This is a genomic window from Cellulosimicrobium sp. RS, from assembly GCF_046159675.1.
GTDB lineage: Bacteria > Actinomycetota > Actinomycetes > Actinomycetales > Cellulomonadaceae > Cellulosimicrobium > Cellulosimicrobium funkei.
Genome location: NZ_JBJXVU010000007.1, coordinates 270,265 through 284,729, shown reverse-complemented (window position 1 = coordinate 284,729; position 14,465 = coordinate 270,265). Strand labels below are relative to the sequence as shown.

Here is a 14,465-nt window from a genome sequence, read left to right as displayed (position 1 = left end):
GGACCGTCCCGGCCGGGTTCAGCGGCCGCGGCGGGCGCGCAGCGCGGCGAGCGCCTCGTCGAGGATCGCGACGCCGTCCTCGTCGCTGCGCCGCTCCTTCACGTACGCGAGGTGCGTCTTGTAGGGCTCGTTGCGCGACGGCGTCGGCGGGTGCTCCTGGTCCTGACCGGCCGGGAACCCGCACCGCGGGCAGTCCCAGGTCTCCGGCGCCTCGATGCCGGCCTCCGACGAGAAGCTGGGTCGCGTCTCGTGGCCGTTGGCGCACCAGTACGACACCCAGAAGCGCGGCGCGATCTCGCCGCGCTCGGACTCCCCGAGCGGTCCCGCCCCGACGCGCGACCCTCGGATCGCGTTACCACCTGCCACGTGCTCTCTCCCCCGTCCGTGCCGCCGTCGGCACTCGTTCCTGCCCGGACCGCGCGACCGTGCGCGGCTTGCCCCCTGCCGACTGCGGACTCTCCTGCCGTCCCGACGACGCCCCGGTGGGCGCGTGCGGTCAGACGACCTTCTGGAGGAGACCCAGGAGCACGATGACGACGGCCCAGACGAGGGCGAACGCCACGGTGATGCGGTTGAGGTTGCGCTCGGCGACGCCGGAGCTGCCCACGGAGCTCGAGATCCCGCCGCCGAACATGTCGGAGAGGCCGCCACCCTTCCCCTTGTGCATGAGCACGAGCAGGGTGAGGAAGGCGCTGGTCAGCACCAGCAGGATCTGGAGGATGATGCGCAGCACGTCCACGAGTACGTCCTTGAGGCTCAGGGCCGGCCCGACCGATGTCGGGACCGACCGCACGGTTGTCGTGCACGGGCGTGACCCGCGGCACAGGGGACAAGAGTAGGCGACGTGGGGCCGCCGCGGCCAACCCCGTCCGCCGCCGTCCCCGGACGGCGGCCGACGGCCCCGGGACGCGGTCCCGGGGCCGTCGGTGCGGGGTGCGAGGCGGAGGTCAGGCGCCGGTCGCGTGCGACTGGTAGCGCGCGATCTTCGCGAACTCCTCGGGGTCGAGGCTCGCGCCGCCGACGAGCGCGCCGTCGACGTCCGGCTGGGCCATGATCGCGGCCACGTTCGACGACTTCACCGAGCCGCCGTACAGGACGCGCGTCGCGTTCGCGAGGTCCGCGTCGTACAGGTCGCCGAGGGCGCCGCGGATCGCACCGCAGACCTCCTGGGCGTCCTCGGGCGTCGCGACCTCGCCCGTGCCGATGGCCCACACGGGCTCGTACGCGATGACGAGCGTCGCGAGCTGGGGGGCGGGGATGCCCGCGAGGGCGCCCTCGACCTGGGCGAGCGTGTAGGGGATCTGCTCGCCAGCCTTGCGCACGTCCAGGCCCTCGCCCACGCACAGGATCGGGGCGATGCCCTGACCCACGGCGGCGACGATCTTCTCGTTCACCAGGGCGTCGGTCTCGCCGTGGTACTGGCGGCGCTCTGAGTGCCCGATGGCGACGTAGCTCACGCCGAGCTTGGCCAGCATCGACGCCGAGATCTCGCCCGTGTACGCGCCCTCGGCGTGCGCCGAGACGTCCTGCGCGCCGTACTTGAGCTCGAGCTTGTCCGCGTCCACGAGCGTCTGCACCGACCGGAGGTCGGTGAACGGCGGCAGCACGGCGACCTCGACGGCCGCGTAGTCGTGCTTCGCGTCCTTGAGGGTCCACGCGAGCTTCTGCACGGTGTGGGTCGCCTGGTGGTGGTCCAGGTTCATCTTCCAGTTGCCCGCCATGAGCGGGGTGCGGGTGTTCGCCACGGGTCCTTCTTCTCTCTGTGGGGCCCGCGCCGCCCGCGGGAGCGGGCGGCGCGGAGGGGTACGGGGGGCGGTCAGCCCTCGAGGACGGAGATCCCCGGCAGGTCCTTGCCCTCGAGGAACTCGAGGCTCGCGCCGCCACCGGTCGAGATGTGGCTGAAGCCCGCCTCGTCGAAGCCGAGGATGCGGACCGCGGCGGCCGAGTCGCCGCCGCCGACGATGGTGAACGCGCCGTTCGCCGTCGCGTCGACCAGGGCCTGGGCCACGGCGCGCGTCCCGCCCGAGAACGCCTCGAACTCGAACACGCCGGCGGGGCCGTTCCAGACGACGGTCTTCGCGTCGACGATCTTGCTCGCGAAGAGCTTGGCCGACTCGGGGCCGATGTCGAGGCCGATCTTGTCGGCCGGGATCGCGTCCGCGGCGACGACCTCGTGCGGCGAGTCCGCGGCGAACGCGTCGGCCACCACGATGTCCGTCGGCAGGACGATCTCGACGCCGTTCTTCTCCGCGTCCGCGAGGTAGCCCTTGACCGTGTCGATCTGGTCCTCCTCGAGGAGGGACTTCCCGACGCCGTAGCCCTTCGCCGCGAGGAACGTGAACACCATGCCGCCGCCGATGAGCAGGCGGTCCGCCTTGGTGAGCAGGTTCGCGATGACGCCCAGCTTGTCGGAGACCTTCGAGCCGCCGAGCACGACCGCGTAGGGGCGCTGCGGGTCCTCCGTCGCCTTGCGCAGCGAGTCGACCTCCTTGAGGACGAGCTCGCCCACCGCGGACGGGAGCACCTGCGCGACGTCGTAGACCGACGCCTGCTTGCGGTGCACGACGCCGAAGCCGTCGGAGACGAAGACGTCCGCGAGCTGCGCGAGGTCGCGGGCGAGCGCCTGGCGCTCCGCGTCGTCCTTCGACGTCTCGCGCGGGTCGAACCGGATGTTCTCCAGCAGCGCGACCTCGCCGTCGCCGAGCGCGGCGACCGTCTCGCGCGCCGAGTCGCCGACGACGTCCTGCGCCAGGTGCACCGGCACGCCGAGCAGCTCGCCCAGGCGGGCCGCGACGGGCGCGAGGGAGTACTTCGGGTCCGGCTCGCCCTTGGGGCGGCCGAGGTGCGCGGTGACGATGACCTTCGCGCCCGCGTCGGTCAGCTTCTTCAGCGTCGGGAGCGCGGCGCGGATGCGCCCGTCGTCCGTGATGGTCGTCCCGTCGAGCGGGACGTTGAAGTCGGAGCGGACGAGGACGCGCTTGCCGCGCAGGTCGCCCAGGGAGTCGATGGTCTTCATGCGGTCTCCTACGGTTCTGTCGCCGTCGTGCGGGACGCCTGCCGGCAGCCGGCCCGGCCCGCACATGAGGACGTCCGCGTGCGCGTCACCGGGCGGTGCCGGGACGCGCACGCGGACGCATGGTGCTACGCAGGGATGTGCTGCGTCAGCAGGTGGCTCAGAGCTTCTCGCCGACCAGGGCGGTCAGCGCGACGAGGCTGTTCGAGTAGCCCCACTCGTTGTCGTACCAGGAGACGACCTTGACCTGGTCGCCGATCACCTTCGTGAGCTTCGAGTCGAAGATGCTCTGGTGCGGGTTGGTGACGATGTCGCTCGACACGATCTCGTCGTCGACGTACTCGAGGATGCCCTTGAGCGGGCCCTCGGCCGCCGCCTTGAGCGCGGCGTTGACCTCGTCCACCGTGACCTCGCGCGAGGCGGTGAAGGTGAGGTCGGTCGCCGAGCCCGTGATGACCGGGACGCGCAGCGCGTAGCCGTCCAGCTTGCCCTTGAGCTCGGGCAGGACGAGCGACACGGCCTTGGCCGCACCCGTCGAGGTCGGGACGATGTTCTGCGCGGCGGCGCGGGCACGACGCAGGTCGCGGTGCGGGCCGTCCTGGAGGTTCTGGTCACCCGTGTAGGCGTGGATCGTGGTCATGAGACCACGCTCGATGCCGATCGAGTCGTTGAGCGCCTTGGCCAGCGGGGCGAGGCAGTTCGTGGTGCACGACGCGTTCGAGATGATGTGGTGCGCGGCCGGGTCGTACTGGTCCGAGTTCACGCCCATGACGAACGTGGCGTCCTCGTTCTTGGCCGGGGCCGAGATGATGACCTTCTTGGCGCCGGCGTCGATGTGCGCCTTCGCCTTGGTCGCGTCGGTGAAGAAGCCGGTCGACTCGATGACGATGTCGGCGCCGAGCTCGCCCCAGGGGAGGTTCGCCGGGTCGCGCTCCGCGAGCGCACGGATCTTCTTGCCGTCGACGACGATGTTGTCGTCGTCGAAGTCCACGCTCAGCGGGAAACGGCCGAGGACCGTGTCGTACTTGAGCAGGTGCGCGAGCGTCTTGTTGTCCGTGAGGTCGTTCACGCCGACGATCTCGATGTCGGCGCCCGACTCGACGATGGCGCGGTAGAAGTTCCGTCCGATACGACCGAAGCCGTTGATACCGACGCGGATGGTCACAATGCCCTCCTCAGGGCGCGCCGGTTGTCCCGACGCACACGGTTGATGCCGAACGATCACGTACGCCGTCGTACGCAGGTGGTGATCGCGCCCGTGCCCCGCTGCCCGGATCCCGGCACAGCACCCTCCGTGCTCGTGGACCGTCACGGCGACAGCCGGGACCACCCACGCCCACGAGGGGTGTCAGCGAAGGAGCACGTCGTTGTCACCTGACACTGACGAGCCTATACCAACACCACTCCGTCATGTGACCTGAATCCCATGCTTCGGGACCATCGTCCCGCCGGTGCGTGACGTCCAGGGGACGGGCGCCGCGGCGTCGGGCGCGCGGCGCGACGGTCGCGGGCGGAGGGCCGCGCTCCTCAGAGGTCGAGCAGCTCCGGGCTCAGCCCCGCCTCGGTGTCCGGGATGCCGAGCTCGGCGGCGCGCTTGTCCGCCGTCGAGAGCAGGCGCCGGATGCGCCCCGCGACGGCGTCCTTGGTGAGCGGCGGGTCGGCGAGCTGACCGAGCTCCTCGAGCGACGCCTGCTTGTGCGCGAGGCGCAGCTCGCCGGCCTCGCGGAGGTGCTCGGGCAGGTCGGGCCCCAGGATCTCGAACGCCCGCTCGACCCGGGCGCCCGCCGCGACGGCGGCGCGCGCCGAGCGGCGCAGGTTGGCGTCGTCGAAGTTGGCGAGCCGGTTCGCCGTGCCGCGCACCTCACGACGCGCGCGCCGCTCCTCCCAGACGAGGACCGCCTCGTGCGCGCCGAGGCGCGTGAGGAGCGCGCTGATCGCGTCGCCGTCGCGGATCACCACGCGGTCGATCCCGCGGACCTCGCGCGACTTGGCGGACACCCCCAGGCGCCGGGCCGCGCCGACGAGCGCGAGGGCGGCCTCCGGGCCGGGGCACGTGATCTCGAGGGCCGACGAGCGCCCGGGCTCCGTGAGGGACCCGTGGGCGAGGAAGGCGCCGCGCCACGCGGCCTCGGCCTCCTCCACCCCGCCGGAGACGACCTGCGGGGGCAGCCCGCGCACGGGCCGGCCGCGCTGGTCGAGGAGGCCCGTCTGGCGGGCCAGGGACTCGCCGTCGCGCACGACCCGCACGACGTACCGGCTGCTCTTGCGCAGCCCCCCGGCGGACACCACGATCAGCTCGCTCGTGTGGCCGTAGACGTCGGCGATGGTCTCGCGCAGGCGCCGCGCGGCGATGGCCGTGTCGAGCTCGGCCTCGATGACCACACGACCGGAGATGAGGTGCAGGCCGCCCGAGAAGCGGAGCATCGCGGACACCTCCGCCTTGCGGCACGAGGTCTTGTCCACCCGCAGTCGTGCCAGCTCGTCCTTCACCTGTGCCGTGAGCGCCATGCGGGACATCCTGCCACCGATGGGAGCGTGTCGCGGCGGCGTCCGGGAGCGCGCGGGCGGCCGTCGCGATGTCCGGTGCGCACCCGGGCCCGGGCCCCTCGCGCGCCGGTCCACGACGGGCGCCGGAGGCGGCGAGGGCTCAGCGGGCGGGCGAGCCGACGTCCCCGAGGACGTCGTCGAACACGTCGCGGTAGGCGGCCGCGAGCCGCAGCGCGTCGTGCCGCGGCGTGCCGTCGCCCCGACGGACCTGGCGCAGCAGGAGCCGGGCGCCCATGCGCGCCGCGGCCTCCGCGAGCTGCTCGGTGTCCTCGACGGCGGACGGGTCGGCCACGACGGCGTCGATCCGCAGCTCCGGCGCGTGCTTGTGCAGCACCTCCAGGTGCTCCGTCGCGGTGAGCCCGAACGTCTCCCCCGTCTCGCTCGACAGGTTGAGCGTGACGCACCGGCGCGCCGACGTCTCGTGCAGCGCGCGTGCGAGCTCGGGGACGAGCAGGTGCGGCATCACCGACGAGAACCACGATCCCGGACCGAGCACGACCCAGTCCGCCTCCTCCACGGCCCGCACCGCCTCCGGGCACGCGGGCGGGTCGGCGGGCACGAGCCGGAGCTGCTCGATGCGGTCGTGGGTGACCGCGACGCGGCTCTGCCCGACGACCGTCTCGAGCCGGCCCTGCGTCCAGACGTCTGCCTCGATCCGCAGCGGTACGGCCGCCATGGGGAGCACCCGGCCCCGCGCCCCGAGGAGCTTGCCCACCCAGTCGAGACCGGCCACCGGGTCGTCGAGCAGCTCCCACAGCGCGACGATGAGCAGGTTGCCCACCGCGTGGTTGTCGAGGTCGCCCTCCGACGTGAACCGGTGCTGCAGGAGCGCGCTCCACGTGCGGCCCCACTCCGAGTCGTCGCACAGGGCCGCGAGCGCCATGCGCAGGTCCCCCGGCGGCAGGACGCCGAGCTCCTCGCGCAGGCGCCCCGAGGAGCCGCCGTCGTCGGCGACGGTGACGACCGCCGTGAGACGGTCGGACATGAGCCGCAGCGCCGACAGGCTCGCGGAGAGCCCGTGGCCGCCGCCCAGGGCGACGACGGCGGGGTTGCGCAGGCTGACCACGGCGCCGGTCACTCCTTGCCGAGGTCGCGGGCCGTGACGATGACGCGCTGCCCCTGGGCGCGCAGGCGTGCGGCGATCGCCTCGCTGATCGCGACGGACCGGTGCTTGCCGCCCGTGCAGCCGACGGCGATGGTCACGTACCGCTTCTCCTCGCCCAGATACCCGGCCAGCACCGGCTCGAGCGCGTTCACGTACCGGTCGACGAACTCGAGCGCGCCGGGGCGCCCGAGCACGTAGTCGCGCACGGGCGCGTCGCGGCCGGTGAGGTGGCGCAGCTCGGTGATCCAGTAGGGGTTGGCGAGGAACCGCACGTCGACCACGTGGTCCGCGTCGAGCGGCAGCCCGTACTTGAACCCGAACGAGACGACGTTGATGCGCAGCGTCTCGGGGGTGCCGTCGGCGACGGCGGCGCGCACCTCGCGCGCGAGGTCGTGCACGGTGAGCTCGGACGTGTCGATGACGACGTCGGACCGCTCCTCCAGGCTCGCGAGCAGACGGCGCTCCTCGGCGAGGCCGTCGAGGATGCGCCCCTCCCCCTGCAGCGGGTGCGGGCGCCGGACCTGCTCGTAGCGCCGCACGAGCACCTCGTCGGACGCGTCGAGGAACAGGATGCGGTAGAACACGCCGCTCTGGCGCAGGTGGTCGAGCACCTCGACGAGGTCGGTGAAGAACTCGCGCCCGCGCACGTCGACGACGGCCGCGATGCGCTCGAGCGTCGAGCCGGACCGCGTCATGAGGTCCACGAGCGGGACGATCATGCGCGGCGGCAGGTTGTCGACGACGTACCAGTCGAGGTCCTCCAGCACGGCGGCGGCCCGGGTGCGGCCGGCACCCGACATGCCCGTGATGATGAGCACCTCGGCCTCGCTCGGCTCGGGGGCGTGGGTCGCGGCCTCGATCGCGGGGATGCCGCTGGGGACGGTGGTCGGGGAGGGCTCCGGCACGCGGGCAGGCTGGCCCTGCGGGCTGAGGTCCGGGGTCGGCTCCGAGGTCATGCCCCCAGCATGCCAGCCGTCACGCGCGGGCCGCGGCCTCGTCCTGCGCCGGAGTGTCCTGCGAGGGCCGGTCGTCCGTGGTCCCGCCGCCGAGCGCCGCGACGACGGCCTGCGCCGTCCGCTCGCCCATGCCGCGGACGCTCGCGATCTCCTCGACGCTCGCGGCGCGCAGCCGCTTGAGGGAGCCGAAGTGCTTGAGGAGCGCGGTGCGCCGCGCCGGGCCGAGGCCGGGGACGTCGTCGAGCGCCGAGGCCGTCATGCCCTTGCTGCGCTGCCTGCGGTGCTGGGCGATCGCGAAGCGGTGCGCCTCGTCGCGGACGCGCTGGAGCAGGTACAGGCCCTCGGAGGAACGCTGGAGGATGACGGGGTACTCCTCCCCCGGCAGCCAGACCTCCTCGAGCCGCTTGGCGAGGCCGCACAGCGCGACGTCGTCGATGCCGAGGTCGGCCAGGGCGCGCGCCGCGGCGGCGACCTGCGGCGGGCCGCCGTCGACGACGACGAGGTTCGGCGGGTACGCGAAGCGCGCGCGCCGGTCCACGGGCGCGTCGGGGTCGACCTCGCCGCTGCGCGGCACGTAGCCCGCCGCCTCCGCGGCACGCTCCGCCCGGCGCGCCGCGGCGTCGGACCCGTCGGCGACGTCGTCCGCCTCGAGGTCCAGCTCGACCTCGCCCGAGCGCGAGCGGTCGGACAGGTAGCGCTTGAAGCGGCGCGAGATCACCTCGTACATCGCCGCCGTGTCGTCGGCCGCGCCGTCGCCGTCCGGGCCGCGGACCGTGAAGTGCCGGTACTCGCTCTTGCGCGCGAGCCCGTCCTCGAAGACCACCATCGAGGCGACCTGGTACGTGCCCTGGTTGTGCGAGACGTCGTAGCACTCGATGCGCAGCGGCGCCGTCTCGAGCTCGAGCGCTTCCTGGATCTCGCGCAGCGCCTGGCTGCGGGTCGTGAGGTCGCCCGCGCGCCGCGTGCGGTGCAGCGCGAGCGCGTGCTCCGCGTTGGCCCGGACCGTCGCGGCGAGCTCCTTCTTGTCGCCACGCTGCGGCACCCGGACGTCGACCCGCGCGCCCCGCAGCCCGGAGAGCCACGTGGTGACCTGGTCGGTGTCCGGCGGCAGGACGGGCACGAGGACCTCGCGCGGCACGGCGTCGCGCGCGAGGTCGCGCCCGGCGCGCGTCCCGGCGTCCGCCGCCACGGCCTCCTCCGCCGCGCCGTACACCTGCTGGAGCAGGTGCTCGACGAGCTCGGCGTCCGTGACGTCCTCGACCTTCTCGACGATCCAGCCGCGCTGACCCCGGATGCGACCGCCGCGCACGTGGAACACCTGGACGGCCGCCTCGAGCTCGTCCCCCACGAGCGCGAACACGTCCGCGTCGGTGCCGTCGCCGAGCACGACCGCGTTCTTCTCCGTCGCGCGCTGGAGCGCGGCGATGTCGTCGCGCAGCCGTGCCGCGGCCTCGTACTCCATCGCGGCGGCGGCCTCGTTCATCTTGCGCTCGAGCCGGCGCACGAACCGCTGCGTGTCGCCCGCCATGAAGTCGCAGAAGTCCTCGGCGAGCGCCTTGTGGTCCTCGGGCGTGATGCGCCCGACGCACGGCGCCGAGCACTTGTCGATGTAGCCGAGCAGGCACGGCCGGCCCGTCTGGTGGGCGCGCTTGAAGACCCCCGCGGAGCACGTGCGCACGGGGAACACCCGCAGCAGGAGGTCGAGCGTCTCGCGGATCGCCCACGCGTGGCCGTAGGGCCCGAAGTACCGCGTGCCGGGCCGCTTCGCGCCGCGCATCACCTGGGCGCGCGGGAACTCCTCGCCCATCGTCACCGCGAGGTACGGGTACGACTTGTCGTCGCGGTACTTGACGTTGAACCGCGGGTCGAACTCCTTGATCCACGTGTACTCGAGCGCGAGCGCCTCGACCTCGGTGCCGACGACCGTCCACTCGACCGACGCGGCCGTCGTGACCATCGTCTGGGTGCGGTGGTGCAGGTTCGCGACGTCCTGGAAGTAGTTCGACAGGCGCGCGCGCAGGTTCTTGGCCTTGCCGACGTAGATCACACGGCCGTGCTCGTCGCGGAACCGGTAGACGCCCGGCGAGGTGGGGATCTCCCCCGGCGCAGGGCGGTACGTCGCGGGATCTGCCATGTTCTCCAGCCTAGGTCAGGCCACCGACGCCGGTGGCTCGGGTGTGGGGCGACGCGGGGACGCGGGACGACGGACGCGGTGGCGCGGGGACGGCGCCGTGTGACGCGCGTCACCGGCCGTTAGGGTGGCGGCCATGAGCGCACAGCACGGCTACGCCGCGACGACCCGCTGGACCGGCGCGGGCGACCGCGGCACCGCGTCCTACACCGCCTACAGCCGCGACCACGAGGTGCTTCTCGACGGGAGGCCGCCGCTGCCCGGCTCCGCGGACCCGGCGTTCCGCGGCGACCCGACCCGGTACAGCCCCGAGGAGCTGTTCCTCGCGAGCCTGTCGCAGTGCCACATGCTGTGGTTCCTCCACCTCGCGGCCGCGGCGGGCGTCGTCGTGCGCGAGTACGTCGACGACGCGACCGGCACCATGCGGGTCGAGTCCGGGGGCGAGGGCCAGTTCACGGACGTCACGCTGCACCCGCGCGTGGTGGTCGACGACGGACCCGGCACGGACGAGGCGGCGCTGGCGACCCTCCACCAGCGCGCGCACGACCACTGCTTCATCGCGCGCTCGGTGAACTTCCGCGTGCTCGTCGAGCCGGCGCCCGCCCGGCGCGCCGCCGCCTGACGCCGGGCACGGCGAGCGCGCGGCCCCGACGCGGCGAGCACCGAGCACGCCGCGCGGGTGCGGGCCCGCGCAGGTACGGGCCTGTTCGAGCCCGCACCCGCGCCGCACCGTCGTTACGCCGCGGACGCCTTGCGGCGCCCCGTCTTCGGCTTCTCGTCGGTCGCCCGACGCGCCGCCGCGGACCGGCCCTTCGTCGACTTGCCGGCCTTCGCCGCAGGCGCCGACGCCCCGGAGGACGCCGACGGCGCGGGCCCGACGGGCACGGGGTCGTGCCCCTCGAGGATCTCCGCGAGGAAGCGCCCGGTGTGGCTCGCCTCCACGCGCGCGACCTGCTCGGGCGTCCCCTGCGCGACGACCTTGCCGCCGCCGGAGCCGCCCTCGGGGCCCATGTCGACGACCCAGTCCGCGCTCTTGATGACGTCGAGGTTGTGCTCGATGACGAGGACGCTGTTGCCCTTGTCGACCAGCGACTGGAGCACGCCGAGCAGCTTGCGGATGTCCTCGAAGTGCAGGCCCGTCGTCGGCTCGTCGAGCACGTAGATCGTGCGGCCCGTCGAGCGCTTCTGCAGCTCGCTCGCGAGCTTGACGCGCTGCGCCTCGCCGCCCGAGAGCGTCGGGGCCGGCTGCCCGAGCCGGACGTAGCCCAGGCCGACCTCGACGAGCGTCTTGAGGTGCCGCGAGATCGCGGGCACGGCCGCGAAGAACTCGGACGCCTCCTCGATCGGCATGTCGAGCACGTCCGCGACGGTCTTGCCCTTGAAGTGCACCTCGAGCGTCTCGCGGTTGTAGCGCGCGCCGTGGCACACCTCGCACGGCACGTAGACGTCCGGGAGGAAGTTCATCTCGATCTTCAGCGTGCCGTCGCCAGAGCACGCCTCGCAGCGGCCGCCCTTGACGTTGAACGAGAACCGGCCCGGCGTGTACCCGCGCACCTTGGCCTCGGTCGTCTCCGCGAACAGCTTGCGCACGTGGTCCCACACGCCGGTGTACGTCGCGGGGTTCGACCGCGGCGTGCGCCCGATCGGGCCCTGGTCCACGTGCACGACCTTGTCGAGGTGCTCGAGGCCGGTGACGCGCGTGTGGCGGCCCGCGACCTGCCGGGCCCCGTTGAGCTCGTTGGCGAGCACGGTGTAGAGGATCGAGTTCACGAGCGTGGACTTGCCGGAGCCGGAGACGCCCGTCACCGCGGTGAACGTGCCGAGCGGGAAGCTCACGTCGATGCCCGTGAGGTTGTGCTCGCGCGCACCGACCACCTTGATCTGACGGCCCGGGTCCGTCGGGCGCCGCTGCGCCGGGAGCGGGATGCTGCGCCGCCCCGACAGGTACGCGCCCGTGACGGACTCCGGCGCCTCGAGCAGGCCCGCGTAGTCGCCCGAGTGCACGACGCGCCCCCCGTGCTCCCCCGCCCCCGGGCCGATGTCGACGACCCAGTCCGCGGTGCGGATGGTGTCCTCGTCGTGCTCGACGACGATGAGCGTGTTCCCGAGGTCGCGCAGGCGCGTGAGCGTCTCGATGAGCCGGCGGTTGTCGCGCTGGTGCAGGCCGATGCTCGGCTCGTCCAGCACGTAGAGCACGCCGACCAGGCCCGATCCGATCTGCGTCGCGAGCCGGATGCGCTGCGCCTCGCCGCCGGAGAGCGTCGCGGCCGGTCGCTCGAGCGAGAGGTAGTCGAGGCCGACGTCGAGCAGGAACCCGAGGCGCGCGTCGATCTCCTTGAGGACCTCGGTCGCGATGGCGCGCTCGCGCGCTCCCAGCTCGAGCGACCCGAGGAACGCCGCGGCCTCGCGCAGGGGCAGGCGGCACACGTCCCAGATGGACCTGCCGCCGACCTTGACCGCGAGCACCTCCGGCTTGAGCCGGGCCCCCTGGCACACGGGGCACGGGACCTCGCGCATGAAGGCCTCGTACTTCTCCTTCGACCAGTCCGACTCGGTCTCGGTGTGCCGGCGCTCGAGGAAGGTGATGACGCCCTCGAACCCGGTCGAGTACTGCCGCTCACGGCCCCAGCGGTTCTTGTACCGCACGTGCACCTGGTGGTTCTGGCCGTGGAGCACGGCCTTCTTCGCCCGCTCGGGGAGCGCGCGCCACGGCGTGTCCATGGAGAAGCCCAGGTCGTCCGCGAGCGCCGTGAGGACGCGCTCGAAGTACTCCGACGAGATCTGCGCCCACGGCGCGACCGCGCCCTCGCGCAGAGACTTCTCGTCGTCCGGCACCACGAGGTCCGGGTCCACCTCGAGACGGAACCCGATGCCCGTGCACTCCGGGCACGCGCCGTACGGCGCGTTGAAGGAGAACGTGCGCGGCTCGATCTCGTCGAGCGCGAGCTCGTGGTCGTTCGGGCACGCGCGCTTCTCCGAGAAACGGCGCTCCCGGGCCGGGTCGTCCGCGTCCGCGTCGACGAGCTCGACGACGACGAGCCCGCCCGCGAGCCCGAGGGCCGTCTCGACGGAGTCGGTGAGCCGGCGCTGGACGCCCTCGCGCGCGACGAGGCGGTCGACGACCACCTCGATGTCGTGCTTGAGCTTCTTCTCGAGCGCCGGGACGTCCGTGAGGGTGCGCACCTCGCCGTCGACGCGGGCACGGGCGAAGCCCTTGGTCTGGAGCTCCTTGAAGAGCTCGGAGTACTCGCCCTTGCGGCCGCGCACGACCGGGGCGAGGACCTGGTAGCGCGTGCCCTCGGGGAGCTCGAGGAGGCGGTCGACGATCTGCTGCGGGGTCTGCGCGGTGACGCGCTCGCCGCACACCGGGCAGTGCTGCGTCCCGGCGCGCGAGAACAGCAGGCGCAGGTAGTCGTAGACCTCGGTGATGGTGCCGACGGTCGAGCGCGGGTTGCGGTTCGTGGACTTCTGGTCGATCGAGACCGCGGGCGACAGGCCCTCGATGAAGTCGACGTCCGGCTTGTCCATCTGGCCGAGGAACTGGCGCGCGTACGCGGACAGCGACTCGACGTACCGGCGCTGCCCCTCCGCGAAGATGGTGTCGAAGGCGAGCGACGACTTGCCCGAGCCGGAGAGCCCCGTGAAGACGATGAGCTTGTCGCGCGGGAGGTCGAGGTCGACGTTGCGCAGGTTGTGCTCGCGGGCACCGGAGATGACGAGGCGATTGCTCACCGCAGCATCGTACGGCCGACCACCCACACTCGCACAGGTGTTCGACGTCACCTTCGCACGGCACCCGACGAACGCACACGAGCGCCCCACGTCCGGGCTCTCCGCCGTGACCCGGGTCACCGCGGCCCGGGGTCGCGGCGCACTGCCCGCCGCGAGCGGACGGCACACTGGGCGCATGACGTACACCGGACAGGTCGCCGTGGGCGGCCCGCACGACCTGCGACGCCTCGACGAGGTCGAGATCCGCAAGCTCGCCGTCGGGCCGCTCGCGAACGGCGTCTACCTCCTCACGTGCCGGCGCACCGGTGCCCAGCTCCTCGTCGACGCCGCCGACGCGCCCGACGACGTGCTCGACCTCGTGCGGGCGGGCTCGCCGTCGGGACGGCTGGACGGCGTCGTCACGACGCACCGGCACGCCGACCATCTCCGGGCGCTCGCGCCGGTCGTCGCCGCGACGGGCGCGTCGTCGGCTGCCGGCGAGCCCGACGCGGACGCGGTCGCCGCGGCGTCCGGCGTGGCCGTCGCCCGCCGCGTGCGGCACGGGGACGTGCTGCGGGTGGGCGCGATCGACCTCGAGGTCGTGGCGCTGCGCGGGCACACGCCGGGCTCCGTCGCGCTCGCCTACCGCGAGCCGGACGACGTCGCCGAGCCCGAGGCCGTGCCTGGCCGGGTGCACCTGTTCACCGGGGACTCGCTCTTCCCCGGCGGGGTCGGGAACACCGACCGCGACCCGGCGCGGTTCGCGAGCCTGCTGTCCGACGTCGTCGGGCGGGTCTTCGACCGGTTCGACGACGCCACGTGGGTCTACCCCGGTCACGGCGCCGACACGACGCTCGGTGCCGAGCGGCCGCACCTCGCCGAGTGGCGCGAGCGGGGCTGGTAGCGCGGGTCAGGTAGCGGCCGGCCGGTAGCGGGCGGCAAGGAGCACGGGGCGCAGCCGAGGCGCGGACCGGACCGCACGCCGTCGGGACGGCCTGGTTC

The 14,465-nt window shown here is 73.2% G+C and carries 12 protein-coding genes; 2 read left to right on the top strand and 10 right to left on the bottom strand.

The genetic code is table 11. The features are described from left to right. Positions 1-18 precede the first annotated feature (18 nt). The 9 genes from ACI769_RS13005 to uvrC form a co-directional block, all read right to left on the bottom strand. Complete coding sequence (locus ACI769_RS13005; RefSeq protein ID WP_021481809.1) at positions 19-366, bottom strand: RNA polymerase-binding protein RbpA; 348 nt, start codon at positions 364-366, stop codon at positions 19-21. A gap of 130 nt (positions 367-496) precedes the next feature. Continuing rightward, entirely contained in the window at positions 497-739 is a 243-nt protein-coding gene (secG, locus tag ACI769_RS13000) for a preprotein translocase subunit SecG (protein ID WP_021481808.1), read from the bottom strand. 208 nt (positions 740-947) lie between these two features. Further along, a complete protein-coding gene (gene tpiA, locus ACI769_RS12995; protein WP_085387882.1) occupies positions 948-1,745 on the bottom strand; it encodes a triose-phosphate isomerase in 798 nt (265 codons plus the stop codon). Between the two features lie 71 nt (positions 1,746-1,816). Beyond that, positions 1,817-3,016: a phosphoglycerate kinase gene (locus tag ACI769_RS12990; RefSeq protein WP_021481806.1), complete on the bottom strand. Its 1,200-nt coding sequence runs from the start codon at positions 3,014-3,016 to the stop codon at positions 1,817-1,819. Positions 3,017-3,173: 157 nt separating this feature from the next. Next, positions 3,174-4,178: a type I glyceraldehyde-3-phosphate dehydrogenase gene (gap, locus tag ACI769_RS12985; RefSeq protein WP_043654032.1), complete on the bottom strand. Its 1,005-nt coding sequence runs from the start codon at positions 4,176-4,178 to the stop codon at positions 3,174-3,176. Between the two features lie 362 nt (positions 4,179-4,540). After that, positions 4,541-5,521, bottom strand: coding sequence for a DNA-binding protein WhiA (whiA, locus tag ACI769_RS12980; protein ID WP_034655142.1), 981 nt, complete (start codon positions 5,519-5,521; stop codon positions 4,541-4,543). A 139-nt stretch (positions 5,522-5,660) separates the two neighbouring features. Further along, positions 5,661-6,626 (bottom strand): uridine diphosphate-N-acetylglucosamine-binding protein YvcK, encoded by a 966-nt coding sequence (yvcK, locus tag ACI769_RS12975; protein ID WP_198163065.1) that lies wholly within the window; start codon positions 6,624-6,626, stop codon positions 5,661-5,663. Between the two features lie 8 nt (positions 6,627-6,634). Continuing rightward, positions 6,635-7,621, bottom strand: coding sequence for an RNase adapter RapZ (gene rapZ / locus ACI769_RS12970; protein ID WP_051028082.1), 987 nt, complete (start codon positions 7,619-7,621; stop codon positions 6,635-6,637). Positions 7,622-7,640: 19 nt separating this feature from the next. After that, complete coding sequence (gene uvrC / locus ACI769_RS12965; RefSeq protein ID WP_061267762.1) at positions 7,641-9,755, bottom strand: excinuclease ABC subunit UvrC; 2,115 nt, start codon at positions 9,753-9,755, stop codon at positions 7,641-7,643. Positions 9,756-9,888: 133 nt separating this feature from the next. Between uvrC and ACI769_RS12960 the strand changes: the two genes are divergently transcribed. Then, positions 9,889-10,374 carry an OsmC family protein gene (locus ACI769_RS12960; protein ID WP_085388754.1) on the top strand — a complete coding sequence of 162 codons (486 nt, stop codon included), beginning with the start codon at positions 9,889-9,891 and terminating at the stop codon, positions 10,372-10,374. A 113-nt stretch (positions 10,375-10,487) separates the two neighbouring features. Here the strand turns inward: ACI769_RS12960 and uvrA are convergent, their stop codons facing one another. Continuing rightward, positions 10,488-13,484 carry an excinuclease ABC subunit UvrA gene (gene uvrA / locus ACI769_RS12955; RefSeq protein ID WP_051027439.1) on the bottom strand — a complete coding sequence of 999 codons (2,997 nt, stop codon included), beginning with the start codon at positions 13,482-13,484 and terminating at the stop codon, positions 10,488-10,490. A gap of 175 nt (positions 13,485-13,659) precedes the next feature. On the opposite strand from uvrA, the gene ACI769_RS12950 reads away from it, so the two are divergent. Beyond that, entirely contained in the window at positions 13,660-14,367 is a 708-nt protein-coding gene (locus tag ACI769_RS12950) for an MBL fold metallo-hydrolase (RefSeq protein ID WP_085388753.1), read from the top strand. Positions 14,368-14,465: the final 98 nt, after the last annotated feature.